The 18,171-nt window shown below is 74.4% G+C and carries 16 protein-coding genes, 1 pseudogene and 1 riboswitch; of the genes and pseudogenes, 11 read left to right on the top strand and 6 right to left on the bottom strand.

Translation table 11 applies throughout. The annotated features are described in order from the left end of the window. The first annotated feature begins 85 nt into the window (after nucleotides 1-85). Nucleotides 86-1,234, top strand: coding sequence for a glycerate kinase (locus DRB89_RS24605; protein ID WP_112450481.1), 1,149 nt, complete (start codon nucleotides 86-88; stop codon nucleotides 1,232-1,234). A gap of 169 nt (nucleotides 1,235-1,403) precedes the next feature. On the opposite strand, the pseudogene DRB89_RS24600 reads toward DRB89_RS24605, so the two are convergent. Beyond that, nucleotides 1,404-1,862, bottom strand: a pseudogene (locus tag DRB89_RS24600) (nuclear transport factor 2 family protein); the annotation flags it as partial. Nucleotides 1,863-1,973: 111 nt separating this feature from the next. Between DRB89_RS24600 and DRB89_RS24595 the strand changes: the two are divergent. After that, nucleotides 1,974-2,543 (top strand): PadR family transcriptional regulator, encoded by a 570-nt coding sequence (locus DRB89_RS24595; RefSeq protein ID WP_112448965.1) that lies wholly within the window; start codon nucleotides 1,974-1,976, stop codon nucleotides 2,541-2,543. A gap of 67 nt (nucleotides 2,544-2,610) precedes the next feature. Further along, entirely contained in the window at nucleotides 2,611-3,381 is a 771-nt protein-coding gene (locus tag DRB89_RS24590; protein ID WP_239516849.1) for an SGNH/GDSL hydrolase family protein, read from the top strand. 16 nt (nucleotides 3,382-3,397) lie between these two features. Here the strand turns inward: DRB89_RS24590 and DRB89_RS24585 are convergent, their stop codons facing one another. After that, nucleotides 3,398-4,243, bottom strand: coding sequence for a methyltransferase domain-containing protein (locus DRB89_RS24585; RefSeq protein WP_112448963.1), 846 nt, complete (start codon nucleotides 4,241-4,243; stop codon nucleotides 3,398-3,400). Between the two features lie 208 nt (nucleotides 4,244-4,451). Between DRB89_RS24585 and DRB89_RS24580 the strand changes: the two genes are divergently transcribed. The 3 genes from DRB89_RS24580 (at nucleotide 4,452) to DRB89_RS24570 (ending at nucleotide 7,561) form a co-directional block, all read left to right on the top strand. After that, on the top strand, nucleotides 4,452-5,024 hold the full coding sequence (locus tag DRB89_RS24580) for a TIGR03086 family metal-binding protein (RefSeq protein ID WP_112448962.1): 573 nt from the start codon (nucleotides 4,452-4,454) through the stop codon (nucleotides 5,022-5,024). A 140-nt stretch (nucleotides 5,025-5,164) separates the two neighbouring features. Further along, entirely contained in the window at nucleotides 5,165-6,385 is a 1,221-nt protein-coding gene (locus DRB89_RS24575; protein WP_112453434.1) for an aminotransferase class I/II-fold pyridoxal phosphate-dependent enzyme, read from the top strand. Nucleotides 6,386-6,481: 96 nt separating this feature from the next. Beyond that, on the top strand, nucleotides 6,482-7,561 hold the full coding sequence (locus tag DRB89_RS24570; protein WP_112448961.1) for an MBL fold metallo-hydrolase: 1,080 nt from the start codon (nucleotides 6,482-6,484) through the stop codon (nucleotides 7,559-7,561). Nucleotides 7,562-7,612: 51 nt separating this feature from the next. Here DRB89_RS24570 and DRB89_RS24565 read toward each other — a convergent pair whose 3' ends face one another. Both DRB89_RS24565 and DRB89_RS24560 read right to left on the bottom strand, forming a co-directional pair. Continuing rightward, nucleotides 7,613-8,248: a VTT domain-containing protein gene (locus DRB89_RS24565; protein ID WP_204357730.1), complete on the bottom strand. Its 636-nt coding sequence runs from the start codon at nucleotides 8,246-8,248 to the stop codon at nucleotides 7,613-7,615. Then, nucleotides 8,245-9,030 carry an MBL fold metallo-hydrolase gene (locus tag DRB89_RS24560; RefSeq protein ID WP_112448960.1) on the bottom strand — a complete coding sequence of 262 codons (786 nt, stop codon included), beginning with the start codon at nucleotides 9,028-9,030 and terminating at the stop codon, nucleotides 8,245-8,247. Before DRB89_RS24560 ends, DRB89_RS24565 begins: the two co-directional genes overlap by 4 nt. A 144-nt stretch (nucleotides 9,031-9,174) precedes the next feature. On the opposite strand from DRB89_RS24560, the gene DRB89_RS24555 reads away from it, so the two are divergent. The 5 genes from DRB89_RS24555 (at nucleotide 9,175) to DRB89_RS24535 (ending at nucleotide 15,360) form a co-directional block, all read left to right on the top strand. Continuing rightward, nucleotides 9,175-9,579: a hypothetical protein gene (locus DRB89_RS24555; protein ID WP_112448959.1), complete on the top strand. Its 405-nt coding sequence runs from the start codon at nucleotides 9,175-9,177 to the stop codon at nucleotides 9,577-9,579. Between the two features lie 195 nt (nucleotides 9,580-9,774). Further along, nucleotides 9,775-11,895, top strand: a complete 2,121-nt coding sequence (locus DRB89_RS24550) for a phage holin family protein (RefSeq protein WP_112448958.1) — start codon at nucleotides 9,775-9,777, stop codon at nucleotides 11,893-11,895. 128 nt (nucleotides 11,896-12,023) lie between these two features. Further along, nucleotides 12,024-12,374 carry a hypothetical protein gene (locus DRB89_RS24545; protein ID WP_112448957.1) on the top strand — a complete coding sequence of 117 codons (351 nt, stop codon included), beginning with the start codon at nucleotides 12,024-12,026 and terminating at the stop codon, nucleotides 12,372-12,374. Between the two features lie 116 nt (nucleotides 12,375-12,490). Then, nucleotides 12,491-13,552 carry a MoxR family ATPase gene (locus DRB89_RS24540; RefSeq protein ID WP_112448956.1) on the top strand — a complete coding sequence of 354 codons (1,062 nt, stop codon included), beginning with the start codon at nucleotides 12,491-12,493 and terminating at the stop codon, nucleotides 13,550-13,552. Continuing rightward, nucleotides 13,549-15,360 (top strand): hypothetical protein, encoded by a 1,812-nt coding sequence (locus DRB89_RS24535; RefSeq protein WP_112448955.1) that lies wholly within the window; start codon nucleotides 13,549-13,551, stop codon nucleotides 15,358-15,360. The genes DRB89_RS24540 and DRB89_RS24535 overlap by 4 nt, the downstream gene beginning before the upstream one ends. A gap of 17 nt (nucleotides 15,361-15,377) precedes the next feature. Here DRB89_RS24535 and DRB89_RS24530 read toward each other — a convergent pair whose 3' ends face one another. Together DRB89_RS24530 and DRB89_RS24525 are read right to left on the bottom strand one after the other, a co-directional pair. Next, nucleotides 15,378-16,952, bottom strand: a complete 1,575-nt coding sequence (locus DRB89_RS24530; RefSeq protein WP_239516318.1) for an RNA polymerase sigma factor — start codon at nucleotides 16,950-16,952, stop codon at nucleotides 15,378-15,380. A gap of 214 nt (nucleotides 16,953-17,166) precedes the next feature. After that, nucleotides 17,167-17,928: a methyltransferase domain-containing protein gene (locus tag DRB89_RS24525; RefSeq protein ID WP_112448953.1), complete on the bottom strand. Its 762-nt coding sequence runs from the start codon at nucleotides 17,926-17,928 to the stop codon at nucleotides 17,167-17,169. Between the two features lie 124 nt (nucleotides 17,929-18,052). Then, nucleotides 18,053-18,145: riboswitch (ZMP/ZTP riboswitch) on the top strand. Nucleotides 18,146-18,171: the final 26 nt, after the last annotated feature.

Here is an 18,171-nt window from a genome sequence, read left to right as displayed (position 1 = left end):
CAGGCCACGCATGGGCATAGGAGGATCCTCCGGATAGGCTCAGGGGTGGCGCGACTGCACTGTTCGATAGCAAGGGATTAGCAAGGTGACGAACGGAGCAGTAACTGAGACCGCGCGCGTGCTCATCGCCGCGGACAAATTCAAGGGCTCGCTCACGGCCGTTCAGGTCGCGGAGCGGGTGACGGCCGGCCTTCGCAAGGCCGTACCGGGCGTGGAGATCGAGACCCTCCCCGTCGCGGACGGCGGCGACGGTACGGTCGCGGCCGCCGTGGCCGCCGGTTTCGAACGCCGGGAGGTACGGGTCACCGGACCGCTCGGTGACCAGGTCACGGCCGCTTTCGCACTGCGCGAGGGCACCGCGGTGGTCGAGATGGCGGAGGCCTCCGGCCTCCAGCTGCTGCCGGCGGGTGTCTTCGCCCCGCTGACGGCGACCACCTACGGCTCCGGCGAACTGCTGAAGGCCGCGCTCGACGCGGGAGCGCGCTCGATCGTCTTCGGGGTGGGCGGCAGCGCCACCACCGACGGCGGCGCCGGCATGCTGGCCGCGCTGGGCGCGGTGTTCCTGGATGCGAACGGTGAACCGGTCGGTCCGGGCGGCGGCGCGCTGGCGGCCCTGGCCTCGGCCGACCTGTCGGGCATCGACCCGCGCATCAAGCAGGTCGACTTCGTCCTCGCGAGCGACGTGGACAACCCTCTGACGGGACCGAAGGGCGCTCCGGCGATCTACGGCCCGCAGAAGGGGGCGTCGCCCGAGGACGTGGCGACGCTCGACGCGGCGCTGGCGCACTTCGCGGTGGTCCTGGAGAAGTCGATCGGCTCCCTGGCCGCCGAGGCGGCGGTCTCGCCCGGCGCGGGCGGCGCGGGCGGCATCGGCTACGGGGCGCTGCTCCTCGGCGCCTCGTTCCGTCCCGGCATCGAGCTGATGCTCGAGGTGCTCGGCTTCGCGCCGGCCCTGGAGCGGGCGACGCTGGTCATCACCGGCGAGGGCTCCCTGGACGAGCAGACCCTGCACGGCAAGGCTCCGGCCGGTGTCGCGGCGGCGGCCCGCGCGGCGGGCAAGCCGGTCGTCGCGGTCTGCGGCCGCCTGCTGCTCACACAGGAGGCCCTCGAGGCCGCCGGCATCCAGCGGGCCTACCCGCTCACGGACCTCGAGCCGGACCCGGCGGTGAGCATCCCGAACGCGGGGCCGCTGCTGGAGCGGGTGGCGGAGAACATCGCGGCCGACGTGCTCTGACCCGGCGTCCGCCCTGCCCGGCGGCCCGGACCCCTCAGGGGGTCCGGGCCGTCGGCGTGTGCGGGGCCGGGCGGACGGGGCCTTGCCCCAAAGGGCAGGGGCGCGGTGCCGCGGGCTCGGAGAGTGGTAGAAGAGACAGGTGATGATCCGCCCCCAGGCGGCGGTGATCGCCGTCGGCGATCAGGCCCGCGAGGACCGCCTCGCCAACGGCGATCACCGCCGTCTGGGGGCGGATCATCACGGTGATCTCGCTGATCAGGCCCCCGGGCGCGAGGTGCAGCATGTCGATGCCGTGCACCTGCCTGCCGGTCACGACGGTACGGAAGGGCAGCACGGTCGCGGGGCCCTCGGCCCCGTCCGGGCCGGTCTCGGCGCTGCCCTCGAAGCGGCCGACGTAGTGGAAGTCCTCGAAGGTGCGCAGCAGGACGCGGAAGAGGGCCAGCACCGCCGGCTTGCCCTCGAACGGCTTCGACTTCACCGGGCTGTTGAGCCGGACGTCATCGGTGAACAGCAGGTCCAGGGCGGCGAGGTCCTGGCTGTGGACGGCGGAGCGGAACCGGTCGGCGGCGCTCGTGCCCGTGTCTGTGCCCGGGTCCGCGCTCGTGTCCGCGCTCGTGTCGGTACTCATGAGGACTCCTCGATAGTCACCGATGTGATTAGTCAGATTCTTGACTATCATGGCCGGGGCGTCCTGAGAAGACGCCGCCGTGCACAGACCCCGACCCGAGGAGGCGGACCGATGGCTTTGCGTCACGCCGTACTGGCGGCCCTGCTCGACGAGGAGCTGAGCGGCTACCAGCTGGCCAAGGCGTTCGGCACGGGCGTGGCCAACTTCTGGCACGCCCTGCCCCAGCAGGTCTACGCCGAGCTGGCCAAGCTGGAGCAGGACGGGTTCATCGCCGGCCGCGAGGTGGTCCAGGACACCCGGCCCAACAAGCGCCTGTTCCAGGTCACCGCCACCGGGCTGGCCGAGTTGGAGCGGTTCACCGCCACCTCCACCAAGCCCTCCTTCATCCGCGACGACCTGCTCGTGAAGGTCCAGGCCGCCGACCACGTCGACACGCAGTCGTTGATCGACCAGCTCGCGGAGCGGACCGCCTTCGCCGACTCCAAGATCGAGCTGTTCGGCGCCCTGCTGCGCACGATGCGCGCAGAGCGGTCCGAGGAGGAGTTCCTGCGCCACGGCGAGCGCATCGGCCCGTACCTCACCTGCCTGCGCGGCCTGGAGTTCGAGCGGGCCAACCGGGCCTGGTACGAGCGCACCACGACCATCCTGAACGAGAGGCGGAGCGACCGTGCCGGTCGATGAGTGCAACCAGCGGAACCAGACGGACCGGCCGGACCCGAGCGGGGACGGCCGCCGCGGGACGCGCTACGTGGCTCTCGGCGACAGTCAGACCGAGGGCGTCGGCGACGGCGACGACCGCACCGGCCTGCGCGGCTGCGCCGACCGGCTCGCCGAGCTGATCGCGGCGTACGAACCCGGTGCCCACTACGCCAACCTGGCCGTACGGGGCCGGCTCGCGGCGGGGGTGCGCGAGGGCCAGCTCGGGCCCGCCCTCGCGCTGCGCCCCGACCTGGCGACCGTGGTCGCCGGGATCAACGACGTGCTGCGGCCCCGGTTCGACGCCGACGAGACCGCCGGGCACCTGGAGGCGATGTTCGCCGCGCTCACCGCGCAGGGCGCCCGCGTCGCCACCGTCACCTTCCCCGACATCGCCAAGCTCGTGCCGATCGCCAAGGGCGCGGCCCCGCGCGTCGACGCCCTCAACGAGCGGATACGGCAGGCGGCGGGCCGCCACGGGGTGGCCGTCGCCGACTTCGCCCGGCACGAGGCGTCCACCGACCCCCGGATGTGGAGCCAGGACCGGCTGCACGCCTCGCCGCTCGGCCACGCGATGATCGCCGGCGGTGTCGCGCACGCCCTGGGGCTGCCCGGCAGCGACGACTCCTGGACCCGCCCGCTGCCCGGTCCGCCGCCGGCCGCCCCGGCGGGCCTGCGGGGCATCGCCGGGGGGCTGCGGTGGGCCGTCGGGTTCGCCGGGCCCTGGATCGGCCGCCGGCTGCGCGGGCGCTCCTCCGGCGACGGGCGCACGGCGAAGCGTCCCGACCTGCTTCCCGTCCGCGGCAGCCGCGTGAGCCCCTGACAGGGGTGATGGTGCGTCAGGCGCGGGCGATGACCTCGCCGTTCAGGACCGAGAACCAGGCGTCGGGGGACGCGCCCCACGTGTGCCAGGCCTCCGCGACGGCCGTCAGCTCCGCCTCCGTCGCGTGGCCGCCGCCCGTCGCGATCCCGGCGTACGCCGAAGCCGTCGTGCGGTCCGCCCACAGCGAGGACCACCACGCGGCCTCCTCCTCGGTCGCGTAGCACCACGAGGTCGCCGTGCAGGTCACGTCCGTGAAGCCCGCCGCCCGCGCCCACGCGCGCAGGCGGCGTCCGGCGTCGGGCTCGCCGCCGTTGGCGCGGGCGACCTGCCGGTACAGGCTCAGCCACTCCTCCAGCCCCGGGGTCCGCGGGTACCAGGTCATCGCCGCGTAGTCCGCGTCCCGCACGGCCACGATCCCGCCCGGCCGGCACACGCGGCGCATCTCGCGCAGCGCCTGGACGGGGTCGCCGACGTGCTGCAGCACCTGGTGGGCGTGGACCACGTCGAAGGAGTGGTCCGGGAAGTCCAGCGCGTGGACGTCGGCCGTGGCGAACCCGATGGTGGCCAGGCCCCGTTCCTTCGCGTACGCGGCGGCCTGCTCCACCACGTCCGGCGCCGCGTCCACCGCCGTGACCCGGCCCCCCGGGCCCACCAGCTCCGCCAGGTCGGCCGTGATCGTGCCCGGACCGCAGCCCACGTCCAGGACGGCCATGCCCGGGCGCAGCTCGCCGATCAGGTACGCGGCGGAGTTCCGCGCGGTGCGCCAGCGGTGCGAGCGCAGCACCGACTCGTGGTGTCCGTGGGTGTAGACCGCGGTCTCGTGCGCGGCGGCCGTGGCATCAGTGGCATCCGTGGCGTTCATGGGCCGTGGCTCCTTCGTCGTCGAAGTGCTGTCGAATCCGTTGGTGCCACCGTAAGTGATCAGTTCGCCATCTGAGATACGCGTTTTGACATGTGGACACCGTCCTTGCGGGACAAGGCGATGGGGAAGGTCGGTGGCAGGGAACGGCAGGTGCGAGGAGAGTGAAGCCCGGGGGAGTGGACCACCCCGGCGAAGGACGGTGAGATCGATGCCGGACCCGCTGCTCGACACGCACGCCGAAGCGCTCAGGCTCTTCGGCGCGTACGTGCACGCAGTCTCGGAGACCCAGTGGGACGCGCCGACCCCCTGTGGTGAATGGAGCGTGCGCGACCTGGTCAACCACGTCACCGCCGAACAGCTTTGGATACCGCCGCTGGTCACCGACGGCCGCACCGTCGAGGACATCGGCAGCACCTACTCCGGTGACGTCCTCGGCACGGACCCGGCCGAGGCCTGGGACCGGGCCTCGGCTGCCGCGCACGCCGCCTTCGAGATCCCCGGGGCGCTGGAGCGCACCGTCCGGCTCTCGTACGGGCCCGCGCTCGGGTCGGCGTACTGCTCGGAGCTGACCGCCGACTGCGTCGTCCACACCTGGGACCTCGCGCGCGGCCTGGGCGCCGACGACCGGCTGCCGGACGGCCTCGTCGAGTTCTCCATCAAGGAGGTCATGCCCTACGCCGACGGGCTGGCGTCGAGCGGCATGTACGCGCCGCCGCTGGACGTGCCGGCCGGGGCGAACGCCCAGACCAGGCTGCTCGCGCTGCTGGGGAGGGACGGCTGACCGCTCCGGCTGGCCCCTCCGGCTGGCCGGTCGCCCCCCGGCCGCCTTCGGCCACGACGGGCGACTGCGGACAAATAACCGTATAAAGGCAGGGTTGGCGAGCGCGGGACGGCAGGAAGAGGTGGCGCGCGGTGTCGGGGATCCAGCGCACGACGGCCGAGGGCCGGGGTCCGGTCCGCTACGGCCCGCCCGCGCCCCAGCCGGGCCTGCCCGTCCTGCCCGAGCTCACGGCCGTCCTCGCCGCGGCCGCCTGGCGTTCGGCTCCGGAGCCCCCGGGCGGCGGAGTCCCCGTACGGGCCGCCGCGGCCCGGCACTGGGGCCGGCGCGGCCTGCCGACCGACCCCGACCACGTGGCCGCCGGACCCGGGGCGCCGGCGCTGCTGCTCGCGCTGCTCGGCGCGTACGGCGGCGACGTCATGCTGCCCCGCCCCTGTCCCGCCTGGTGGACGCCGCAGGTCCGACTGCTGGGACGGCGGGCCTATCACGTCCCGACCCCGGCCGAGTGCGGCGGCGTACCCGACCCGTACGCCCTGCTGGAGACCGTGCGCCGGGTGCGCGCGGAGGGCGGCGACCCGAGGGTGCTGCTGCTGTCCGTGGCCGACGACCCGACGGCCACCGTGCCGCCGCCCGAGCTGGTGCGGGAGGCCTGTGAGGCCGCCGCGGCGGCCGGGCTGTTCGTCGTCAGCGACGAGACCTGGCGCGACACCGTCCACCGGCCGCACGACACGCTCGTCCTCAGCCCCGCCGAGATGCTTCCCGCCGAGACCGCGGTCCTGCTCGACCTGTCCGGCGCGCTGCTGCCCGCCGGCTGGCCCGCGGCCGTCGTCCGCTTCCCCGGCACCCCGCACGGCACCTGGCTGCGGGCCCGCACCCTCGACGTGCTCACCGCGACCGGCGGCTTCGTCGCGGGCCCCGTCGCCGGAGCCGCCGCGCACGCCCTCGACGAGCCCGCCGCCGTCGCCGGGCGCGCCGCCTCGGCCGCCGGCCTGCACGGTGTGGTGGCCGCCGCCGCGCACCGGGAGCTGCTGGACGTCGGCGCGCTGGCCAGGCCCCCGCAGGCCGGCCGGCACCTGTACGCCGACCTGACGCCCCTGCGCGCGGGGCTGGCCCGCCTCGGCGTCGGCGACGCGATGGAACTGGAGGACTGGCTGGGCGGCCGGCTCGGCGCGCCCACGCCCGGCGGGCAGCGGTTCGCGGACGAGCCGGTGGCCCTGCGGGTCCGGCTGTCGACCGGGCCGCTGCTGGGCGCCGGCCCGGAGGAGCGGCTCGCCGCGCTCACCGCCGCCGACCCCCTCGAACTTCCGCACGTGCGGGGCTCGCTGGACCGGCTCCGGGCGGTCCTGGCCGGGCTGTCCGACTGACGCACCCGACCGCACCGCACCGCACCCGACCGAACCGCACCCGACCGCACCCGACCGCACCGCACCCGACTCCCGCCGGTGAACGGAGACTTCTCGATGAGGGATCAGACGGACGCACCCGCGGCGGCCGCCCGTACGGGTTCCCGCGCGGCCGGTCCCGCCGCCGGAGTCCCGGGCGCCCCGGTACGGCCGGCGCCACCCGGACCGGTGGCGCGCCCGCCCGGCGAACACCGGCTGTGGCCGCGCTCGTTCGCGGACCGGCTGACCACACCGCTGCCAGGGCTCCGCGCGTTCGCCCGCCTCGCCCGCGAGGGCGCCTTCCGGCCCGGCCCCGAGGGGCTGCGCGGCATCCCCGACCTGCCGTACGAGCCGGCCCCGCTGCCCGCCGTCGCGGCCGGGACGGTGTCCGTCACCTGGGCCGGGCACGCCAGCTGGATCCTGCGGATCGGTGGCCTGACCGTACTGACCGACCCCGTCTGGTCGCGGCGGATCATCGGAACCCCGGCGCGGATGACCCCCGTCGGGGTGCGGTGGGAGGAACTCCCGCCGGTCGACGCCGTGGTGATCAGCCACAACCACTACGACCACCTGGACGCGCCGACGCTCAAGCGGCTGCACCGCCACACCGCCCTCTTCGTCCCGGCCGGGCTCGCCCGCTGGTGCCGGCGCCGCGGGTTCACCCGGGTCACCGAGCTCGACTGGTGGGAGTCGGCCGAACTGTGCGGCGTGCGCTTCGAGTTCGTCCCGGCGCACCACTGGTCGAAGCGGTCCCTGATCGACGCGTGCCGCACGCTGTGGGGCGGCTGGATCCTCACCGAGCCGCGGGCCGGGACGCCGAAGAAGGTGTACTTCGCGGGCGACACCGGATACGGGCACTGGTTCGGCGAGATCGGCCGCCGTCACCCGGGGATCGACCTCGCGCTGCTCCCCATCGGGGCCTACGCGCCGCGCTGGTGGCTGCGCGATGTCCACGCGGATCCGGAGGAGGCGGTGCAGGCCCACCTCGACCTCGGGGCGAAGCGGATGGCTCCCATGCACTGGGCGACCTTCGCCCTGTCCGCGGAGCCGGTGATGGAGCCCCTGCACCGGGTGCGGGCCGCCTGGGCGCGTGCGGGGCTGCCCCGCGAGTCCCTCTGGGACCTTCCGATCGGGAGCTCCCGAGCCCTGTGCTCCTGACGCGCACCGGCCGGCCGGAGCCCGCGGAGCCCGCAGGACCCGCGCCCCGCGTCAGCCGTGGAGGCGGCGCCACAGGGCGGGGGCCGTGCTGACGAGGAGGGTCAGGGCCACCGCCAGGGCCACGCCCTTCCAGGGGTCCGAGAAGAGGGAGCCGCCCAGGATGCCGATCAGGCCGTAGGACGCCGCCCAGGCCAGGCAGGCCGGGGCGTCGCCGCGGGCGAAGCGGCGGAGCGGGAGCTCCGCCAGGAGGCAGGCCAGCATCACCGGGATCCGGCCCGCCGGGACCAGGCGGGAGACCACCAGGACCAGTACGCCGTGCTCGTCCAGCTTCCGCTGGGCCTGGGCGAGGCGTTCGGGGGTCGCTCGGCGGCGCAGGTCCTCCAGCCGGCGCGAGCCGCCCCGCGAGCGCACCCCGCGCCCGCCCAGCCAGTACAGCGCCAGGTCCCCGGCGAACGCCGCCAGGGAGGCGACCAGGAAGACGAGCGAGAGCGTCAGGGCCGGAGTCCCCTGGTGGAGCGCGACCACCGCCGCCGAGCTCACCAGCGCGCCCGTGGGAATGACCGGGACCAGCGCCCCGACCGCTACCAGCACGAACAACGCCGGGTATCCGACGGCCTGTTGCGTCGTCTCCGGCGGGACCTGGCCGGCCGCCGCCGCGAAGCCGTGCAGGGTCGAGGACACCGTCACGGCAGCCGCATCCGCTCGCCGTGCGCCGGAACGCGTACCGTCACCTTCGGCGCCTCGCGCCGCGCGCACCGCACGAACTCCTCGCCCGGCGCGTGGAACTCGTGCGGCCGCACCGCGTCCATGCCCACCGGCCAGTACGTGCCCCAGTGCACCGGAACCGCCGCCGCCGGCGCCAGCAGCGCCAGCGCCCGCGCCGCGCCCGCCGCGTCGAGGTGCCCCGGACCCAGGTACGGCCCCCAGCCGCCCACCGGCAGCAGGGCCACGTCCACCGGCCCGACCTCGCCGGCCATCGAGTCGAACAGCCCGGTGTCGCCGGCGAAGTAGGTCCGGGCCGATCCTTCGACCACGAAGCCGAGCGCGGGCGCGCGCTGCGGGCCGAGCGGCAGCCGCCGCCCGTCGTGCCGCGCGCTGACCGCCCGGACCCGGACCCGCGCGCCCCCGGCTCCACCGCCCACCGTCACCGCGTCGCCCGGCCCCATCTCCGTGACGGCCAGCCCGCGCACCCGCGCGAGCCTGGCCAGCCCCGGCACCGCCCGCGGCGCCCCGCGGGGGACCAGCAGCCGGGTTCCGGGCGCCAGTCGCGCCAGCGACGGCAGGTGCAGGTGGTCGGCGTGCAGGTGCGAGACGAGCACCGCGTCCGCGACCGCGGCCTCCGGCGGGGGCACCGCCCCGCGCCGCCGCCGCAGGTGCGCGAGCCGGCGTGCGAACAGCGGGTCCGTCAGCAGCCGGACGCCGGAGTCCTCGACGGTGCACGTGGCATGGCCCCACCAGGTGATCTCCACCGGTACCCGGTCTCCCTCCCTCGTCCCGCTCCCGTCGAGCCTAAAGGCTGCCCCGCGGATCCGCCCGGAACCGTCGGATCCGCCCGGAACCGGGACTCCACGCCCCCTCCTCCCCGGCGGCGGATCGGAGTAGGGTCGGGCGGCATGGATGAGCTGCGCGTGGCCGCGATCGCCAGCCTGGCCCCGCTCGAAGATCTGGACGCCGATCCCTTCGCCGTCGACACCCGGAGCCAGCACGCCATGTGCGCCCGCTGGGCCGTCGGCCGGGGCTACGTGGTGACCCGCCAGCTCCTGGTCTACGGGCTGCGCGCCGACCACTGCGGGCTGTGGAACGACGTCGACGCCGGCCGCGTCGACCTGTTCGTCACCGCCAACCACCGGGTGCTGGCCCGCGCGCTGCGCTCCGTGGAGGAGTTCACCGCCGAGTGCGAGCGGCGCGGCGTACGGCTGGAAACCGCCGGTCTCGCCGAGCCGCAGTACACCTCCGCGATGAAGGCCGAGGTGCACCGCCGGCTCTCCATGCCGACCGCCGGCTACGACGGCACCTAGTGCTGTGACCGGAAAGGTCCACCGGGTCGCGGCGCCCGGCGCACGACCGGCCTCCCGCCGCGCCCGCAGCCGCCTCCCGTACGCACATCCGCCACCCGTGTCATCCGCACGGGCGGGCCCCGTTGTGCGAGCCTGGAAGCGTGGGACGGGGGCCCGGCGGCGCGGTGCGGGCCACGGCGTGAGGCGGGTGCGGGCGTGTCGCGAGGCCGGTGGCGGAATGCGGGCAGCGCCCTGGTGCGGGTGCTCATCGTGTGGGCGGTGTCCACCCTGACCATGCTCGTCCTGGCGGGCGGCCTCCCCGATTTCCGGCTCCAGGCCGGCGGCGACCAGGACAGCATCACGCAGATCGGCCTGACGGCCGCCGTCGGCGCCGGCGCGTTCGGTCTGCTGAGCGCGCTCGTGTGGCCGGTTCTCGTCCGTGCCCTGCTGCTCGTGCCCGCCCTGGTGCTCGGCCTGCTGGTCTTCTTCCTCAACGGCTCCCTGCTGCTGATAGCGCTCAGCCTGATCCCCGACGGGCGCGGCCAGGTCGCCCCCGAGACGGCGGTCGTCGTCGCCGCCGTGATGTCCGCGGTCGCGTCCGCGACCTCCACCGCGCTGGCCGTACGGGACGACGGCGCCTACCGGCGCAGGCTGTACCGGCTCGCCGACCGCCGCCGACGCCGCCAGCGCCGCGAGGGGCGGCCCGGCGCCGGCGAGGCCGCGCCCGGCCTGGTCTTCCTCCAGCTCGACGGGGTCGGGTACGAGGTGCTGCGCCACGCGGCGGGCAGCGGTTTGATGCCGACGGTGGCCGACTGGCTCGACCGCAGCCACCGCGTCACCTCCTGGCGGACCGACTGGTCCAGCCAGACCGGCGCCAGCCAGCTCGGCATCCTGCACGGCTCCAACTTCGACGTCCCGGCTTTCCGCTGGTACGAGAAGGACACCGGCGAGGTGGTGGTCTGCAACCGGCCCACCAGCGCCGCCGAGCTCCAGCGGCGCGCGATCGAGCGCACCGGCGACGGCGGCCTGCTCACCCTCGACGGCGCCAGCCGCGGCAACCTCTTCAGCGGCGGCGCGGACCAACTGGCCCTCGTCCTGTCCGTGTCCGCGCGGCGGGGTCGGGACAACCGCTCCCGCGCGGGCTACTTCGCGTACTTCTCCGACCCGGCGAACGCGGTCCGCACCGCGCTCTCCTTCGTGGCCGAAGTGGCCCGGGAGATCACCCAGTCGGTACGCGGCCGCCTGCGCGGGGACATGCCGCGCATCGCCCGCGGCGGGCTCTACCCGCTGATCCGGGCCTTCGCGACGGTGGTCGAGCGGGACGTCGTCGTCGCCGCGGTGATCGGCGACATGCTCGCCGGGCGCGCCGCGGTCTACGCCGACCTCGTCGGCTACGACGAGGTCGCCCACCACTCGGGGCCGCGCGCCCGCGACACCGACCAGGTGCTCGCCCGCCTCGACCGCAGCCTCGCCCTCATCGCGCGGGTCGCCGAGCACGCGCCCCGGGAGTACCGGATCGTGCTGCTCTCGGACCACGGCCAGAGCCCGGGGGAGACCTTCCTGGGCCGGTACGGCCTCACCCTGAAGGACCTGGTGCGGGCCGGCTGCGGGCTGCCGGTGTCCCGGCGGGCCGGCCGCACCCACAGCGGGGCGGAGGCGCGGGCCGCCGTACGGGCCGCCCTGCACCGGCCGGTCGAGGAGGAGGGCGAGGAGGCGCACCCCGGGCCGGGCCCGGACCCGGTGGTGCTCGCGTCCGGCAACCTCGGGCTGATCTCCTTCCCGGACCTGCCCGGGCGGGCGTCCCGGGCGCGGATCGAGCGGGCCCACCCGGCGCTGCTGACGACCCTGGCGAACCACCCCGGGGTCGGGTTCCTGCTGGTCGACGGGGTGGTGCTGGGGCCGGCCGGGGCCGAGGCACGGTTGGACGAGCCCGGTGCGGCGGAGGAACTGCTGGCCCGCTTCGGGCCGGGCGCGGCGCGGGCGGTGCGGCGGACCGACACCTTCCCGCACGTGGCGGACGTGATGGTGAACTCGGCGTACGACCCGGAGACGGGCGCGGTGCACGCCTTCGAGGAGCAGATCGGCTCGCACGGCGGCCTCGGCGGGGAGCAGGGGCACCCGTTCCTGATGTGGCCGGTGGAGCTGTCCGAGCCGGTCCGGGAGCCGGGCGGCGAACTGGTGGGCGCGGAGGCGGTGCACGGGGTCCTGCGCCGCTGGCTGCGCGAGGCGGACGGCCCGCAGGTCCCCGTGTCCGTGTCCGAGGAGCCGCGGCGGACGGCCCCCACCGCCGGGGTGCTTCCCTCCGCGGCCCTGCCCGTACCGGACGAGAACCGCTGATCCGGTGCGGCCCGCGGGAGCCGGCGGGCGCGTTCACCCGGATGGCCACGGTCCGGATGCCGTCCCCGCGCCGCCGGGGCAGGCTGTGGCCATTGACAGCCTGCCACCGCACAGACGAGGACCGCGCCATGACCCACATCCGGCGTACCGGCGTCATGACCGGGGCCGCAGCACTGCTGCTGACCGCCACCGCCTGCTCGGGTCTGGGCCGGAGCACGGTGGGCATGCTCAGCTTCAGGGCCCATGACTCGCCGATCGAGGTGAGCTACTCCAACACCTCCGTGAGGGGGTGCCAGAGCATCGGTCTCCCCCACGGGGCCGCGCACGTCGAGAACAACACCCTCGTCGACGTCGTCCTGTACCGGACCGAGGACTGCCGCAAGGGCGACCGCGAGGACGGCACCTACGTCGCCACCTCCCTCTCGGACGTGACGGCCCCCGCCAGCCTCCCCTGGCGCAGCTTCCGGGTCATCCACTGACCGGTTGAGCCGCGGACCGCTCCCTCCCCGGGCCCGCACGGACGAAATTCGGCTGCGGCCGGGGGCCGGGTGCACCGACACTGGGCGCATTCCACCCCTCGCGCCGAAGGACGTCCGTGCAGGCCGCCGTCACCGTCACCCCCGCCCAGCTCCCCGAACTGCTCCTCGGGCTCGCCACCGTGCGGCCCGTCTTCCTCTGGGGGGCGCCCGGCATCGGGAAGTCCTCGCTCGTGCGCAAGTTCGCCGACTCGCTGGGGCTGGAGTGCGTCAGCCTGCTCGGCACGCAGCTCGCGCCCGAGGACCTGATCGGCGTACCGCAGATCCGCGACGGCCGCTCCGTGTTCTGCCCGCCCGAGGCCATCGCCCGCGAAGAGCCGTACTGCCTGTTCCTCGACGAGCTCAACGCGGCGGGCCCGGACGTGCAGAAGGCCTTCTACTCGCTCATCCTCGACCGGCGGATCGGCTCCTACGAGCTGCCCCCGGGCTCCATCGTCATCGGCGCGGGCAACCGCGCCACCGACAACGCCCTGGCCCGGCCCATCGCCTCCGCGCTCGTCAACCGGCTCACCCACGTCCACCTGCGGGCGTCCGCCGGGGACTGGCTGGTGTGGGCCGGCGAGAACGGCATCCACCCCTGGGTCGCCGACTACCTCGCGGACCGCCCCGACCACCTGTGGTCGCAGCCGCCCAAGACGGAGGAGCCCTTCTCCACGCCCCGCTCCTGGCACATGCTCTCCGACGCCCTGCACTCCTTCGGGCCGGACCTGGACGAGCAGACGCTCGGCGTGCTCGCGCACGGCACGCTCACCCCCGCGCACGCCGTCTCCTTCCGCGGCTACGCCAAGATCGTCCGCCACACCTTCGGCATCGAGGCGGTCATCAAGGGCGAGGCCTCCTGGCCCGCCCGCATGGAGGACCGCGACCTGCTCTACTACCTCGCCGAGGCCTTCCGGGGCCGCCTCGTCAAGGAGCTGCCCGCCCGCAAGGAACACGTCTCGCCCGGGGTCCGCCAGACCGCCTACCGCGCCAAGTCCCTGCTGGTGCAGCTCGCCGAGATCTCCGTCGAGGTGGCCCAGACCGTCATAGCCGACGACGCCGACGGCCAGCCCGTGCTGCCCGCCTGGTTCCTCATCGAGGCCGCCCGCGACATGCCCCGCCTGGTCGAGGCCCGCCGGTGACCACCCGCAAGCCGTCCAAGCAGCAGGCCAAGCAGGCCAAGCAGGCCAAGCCCGACCCGGCCACCCTCGCCTACGAGGCCGGGCGGGCCGCGATCCGGCAGAACCCGGCTCTGAACGCCGTCTCCGCCTCCCACTGCCGCAACCCGCGGTGCGATCTCTGCGTCGCCGCCGGCCTCGCGGTGGTCACCTCCAACGGCGTGATCCACGCCCACCCCGCCCGCCGCGCCGAGCCCGCCGAATGGGCCTGGACCCTGGCGCACTGCCTGCTCCACCTCGGATTCGGGCACGTGCCCGCCGCCAAGGAGGAGGACCGGCCGCAGCCCGACCGCGCCGAGCTCGCGGCCCGCTGCGTCGTCGTCAACCGCTTCCTGCTGAACTTCCCCGTCGGCCGGGCCCCCGACCGGCTGCCCGACGCGTACCCGGGCGGCGACGAGGAGCAGCTCACCGGCGCCTGGCGCCAGGACGGGGTCCCGCCCCGCTACGAGGACTGCGGCACGAGCGCCGCCGGCGCCCCCGACCAGATCCTGGAGCCCTGGCGGAACTGGAACGCGGCCCCCGACTGGCAGACCGGCTTCGCCCACGCCCTCACCCGGTCCGTCTCCGCCACCATGGACCTGGCCGCCGGCCGCGAGGGGCACCGGCCGCAGCCGTGGGAGCGGGCCCTGAGCTGGTTCGTCTCCTCGTACCCGCTGCTGGGCGGCCTCGCCGCGGGACTGCGGCTCGTCGCCGACGCCGAGCTCGCCCGCGCTGACGGCATCGACATCGCAGCCGTCAGCGCGAGCGCCGGCGAGATCTACGTCAACCCGCTGCGCACCTTCGCCGACGAGGAGTGGCGGTTCATCCTGGCCCACGAGATGCTGCACGCCGCCCTGCGCCACGGAGAGCGCCGCGGCGCCCGGGACCCGTACCTGCACAACGTGGCCGCCGACTACGTGGTCAACGGCTGGCTCGTCGAGATGGGCGTCGGAGAGATGCCCGAGGGGCTGCTGTACGACCCGGAGCTGCGGGACCTGTCCGTCGAGGAGGTCTACGACCGGATCACCGGCGACCTGCGCCGGATGCGCCGGCTCGCCACCCTGCGCGGCAAGGGCCGCGGGGACATCCTCGGCGAGCCGCTGACCCACCCTGGGAGCGGACCGTACACCGACCTGGACGAGTTCTACCGGCGCGGCCTGGTCCAGGGCTTCGACCTGCACGAGCAGGGGAAGCGCGGGCTGCTGCCCGCCGGGCTGATCGAGGAGATCCGGGCACTGGCCCACCCCCCGGTGCCCTGGGACGCGCGCCTGGCCCGCTGGTTCGACGAGTACGTGCCGCGCCCCGAGCCGGTACGCAGCTTCGCGCGCCCGGCCCGCCGGCAGGCCTCCACCCCGGACATCCCGCGGGCCGGCCGGTACTTCCCCGCCGAGGAGACGGCCCGCTGCACCTTCGGCGTGGTCCTCGACACCTCGGGGTCGATGGACACCGCCCTGCTCGGCAAGGCGCTCGGCGCCATCGCCTCGTACGCCGAAGCCCGCGACGTACCGGCCGCCCGCGTCGTGTTCTGCGACGCGGCGCCGTACGACGCGGGCTATCTGCCCCCGACCGAGATCGCGGGCCGGGTGAGGGTGCGCGGCCGGGGAGGGACCGTCCTGCAACCGGGCATCGACCTGCTGCAGCGTGCCGAGGACTTCCCGCCCGGGGCCCCGGTGCTGGTGATCACGGACGGGTGGACCGACACCCTGCGGATCCGGCGCGAGCACGCCTTCCTGATCCCGCAGGGTGCCTCCCTGCCGTTCACGCCCCGCGGGCCGGTCTTCCGACTGACCTGAGGGGCGCGACCCGATTTTTAGTCGAGGTAGTCGCGCAGCACCTGCGAGCGCGACGGGTGACGGAGCTTCGACATGGTCTTCGACTCGATCTGGCGGATGCGCTCACGGGTGACCCCGTACACGCGGCCGATCTCGTCGAGGGTCTTCGGCTGGCCGTCGTTGAGGCCGTAGCGCATGGAGACCACGCCCGCCTCGCGCTCCGAGAGCGTGCCCAGGATCGACTGGAGCTGCTCCTGAAGGAAGGTGAAGCTCACGGCGTCGGCCGGGACGACCGCCTCGGAGTCCTCGATGAGGTCACCGAACTCGCTGTCGCCCTCCTCACCCAGCGGGGTGTGCAGGGAGATCGGCTCGCGGCCGTACTTCTGGACCTCGATGACCTTCTCGGGGGTCATGTCGAGTTCCTTGCCCAGCTCCTCCGGAGTGGGCTCCCGGCCGAGGTCCTGGAGCATCTGGCGCTGGACGCGGGCCAGCTTGTTGATGATCTCGACCATGTGGACGGGGATGCGGATGGTGCGCGACTGGTCGGCCATGGCGCGCGTGATCGCCTGCCGGATCCACCAGGTCGCGTACGTGGAGAACTTGAAGCCCTTGGTGTAGTCGAACTTCTCCACGGCGCGGATCAGGCCGACGTTGCCCTCCTGGATCAGGTCCAGGAAGAGCATGCCGCGGCCGGTGTAGCGCTTGGCCAGCGAGACCACGAGGCGGAGGTTGGCCTCCAGCAGGTGGTTCTTGGCGCGGCGGCCGTCCTCGACCAGGATCTCGAGCTCGCGCTTGAAGGCGGGCTTGTGGTCCTCCTCCTCTTCGAGCTTGTACTCGGAGAAGAGACCGGCCTCGATCCGCTTGGCGAGCTCGACCTCCTGCTCGGCGTTGAGCAGCGGCACCTTGCCGATGAGCTTGAGGTAGTCCTTGACGGGGTCGGCGGTGGCGCCGGCGACCATGACCGTCTGCGCCGGAGCGTCGTCCTCGTCGTCGTCGGACAGGACGAAGCCGGCGCTGCCGCCCGTCTTGGGCGTCTCCTTCTCGTCGCCCTCGTCGAGGTCCTCGGCTGCCCAGTCCTCGCCCAGGGCCACGGGGGCGTCGCCCTCGTCGCCGTCCTTGGCGGTCTTCTTCGTGGCGGCCGTCTTCTTGACCGCGGTCTTCTTCACGGCGGTCTTCTTGACCGTCCGCTTCTTCGGCGCGGCAGCGGCCTCGGCCGCCACCTCCTCCTCGGTGCCGGAGGCCGACGGGTCGGATATCGCCGCGGCGGTGGCGGGGGCCGCCGTCTTGCGCGCGCCGATGAGGCGCGGCGGGGCGGCGGCCTTCTTGGTGACGGCACGCGCCGGGGCGGCGGCCGCCTTGCGCGGCTTCTTGGCGGCAACCTTCGTGGCGGGCGCGGCGCTGACGTGCAGCGCGACGCCCTCCTCGTCCAGGACCTGGTTCAGGCTGCGCAGGACCCGCTTCCACTGGTCCACCGGGATGCGGCCGGCCTCGAAGGCCTGGCGCACGTCATCACCGTTGATGTGACCCTGCTCGCGGCCGCGCTCGACAAGCGCGACCAGGGCCTCGGATTCGGCGATCTCCGTGGGGAACGTACGGGACGGGCTGAGCGACACAAGGAGCCTCTCGTTGCGAACAGATAAAGGGATGGCGGGACATCATCGCGCGAACTTGGGAAACAGACCCGAGGGGGGTCTGTATTCCGGGCCGCACGAGGACACCTGTCGGTTCATCGCATGCCCGAGTCGATTCGTTACGCGCTCAATTGAGTGACCTGCGCCACGCTGTGACCGGGCAACCGATCGGCGGTGGTCGCGTCCGCCCGATTTGTCAGCCCGTTTTGCGGGCCTCGATGAGGAATCGGGCGGTGTGCGCGACGAACGGGCCGTCGCGTTCGATCTGTTCGTGCAGCTCGCGCAAGCGGTCCCGGTAGTGCCCGACCGTGAAACCGGGCACCATCCAGATCACCTTCCGGAGAAAGTAGATCACGGCTCCGATGTCGTGGAACTCCGTCCGCAGCCGCTCCGAGCGCAGATCGACGACTTCGAGCCCGGCCTTCGTGGCGTCGGCGACCGCGTCGTCGGGGTGCCGGCCCCGCCGGACCTCCTCCGGCTGCGGGCCCAGGAAGTACTCGACCAGCTCGAAGACGCTCGCCGGACCGACCTGCTGGGAGAGGTACGTGCCGCCCGGCCGCAGCACCCGCGCGATCTCCTCCCACCAGATCGTCACCGGATGCCGGCTCGAGACGAACTCGAAGGCCTCGCCGGCGAACGGCAGCGGGGGCTCGTCGCAGTCCGCGACCACCACCGCGCCCAGCGGGTGCAGCAGTCGCGTCGCCTTCTCCACGTTCGGCGGCCAGGACTCGGTGGCCGCCATGAGCGGGGGCAGGGGGCCGGCCCCGGCGAGCACCTCCCCGCCGCCGGTCTGGATGTCCAGGGCGGAGCGGACCGCGGCCAGGCGCTCCCCGAGGAGGCGCTGGTACCCCCAGGAGGGGCGCTGCTCGCTGGCGCGGCCGTCGAGCCAGGAGAAGTCCCAGCCGTCCACGGACACGGAGTCGGCCTCCGCGACGAGATGGTCAAAAGTGGGCGTCATGTCTCGATCGTCCCAGGTCGCGCCCCGGTCATCCACCGGATTCCCGGGCCCGGGGATCCCGGCGGGGGGCCCGGCAGCGATCCCCGGGCCCCCCGCCGGGGTCCCCGGGGGTTCGCCTACACTGGCGGCGGGCCGTGACTGGCGTTCGGGTGGATCACCACCGGGGAGCGGCCCGGCGTGCTCCGTACGTCGACTGCCGCGCGCCTGGGCGAACCGCGATCCCGCAGCGACGCTCAGGAGACC

This window comes from Streptomyces sp. ICC4 (assembly GCF_003287915.1).
In the GTDB taxonomy this organism is placed as follows: Bacteria; Actinomycetota; Actinomycetes; order Streptomycetales; family Streptomycetaceae; genus Streptomyces; species Streptomyces tritrimontium.
This window is presented reverse-complemented; position numbering and strand designations above follow the sequence as displayed.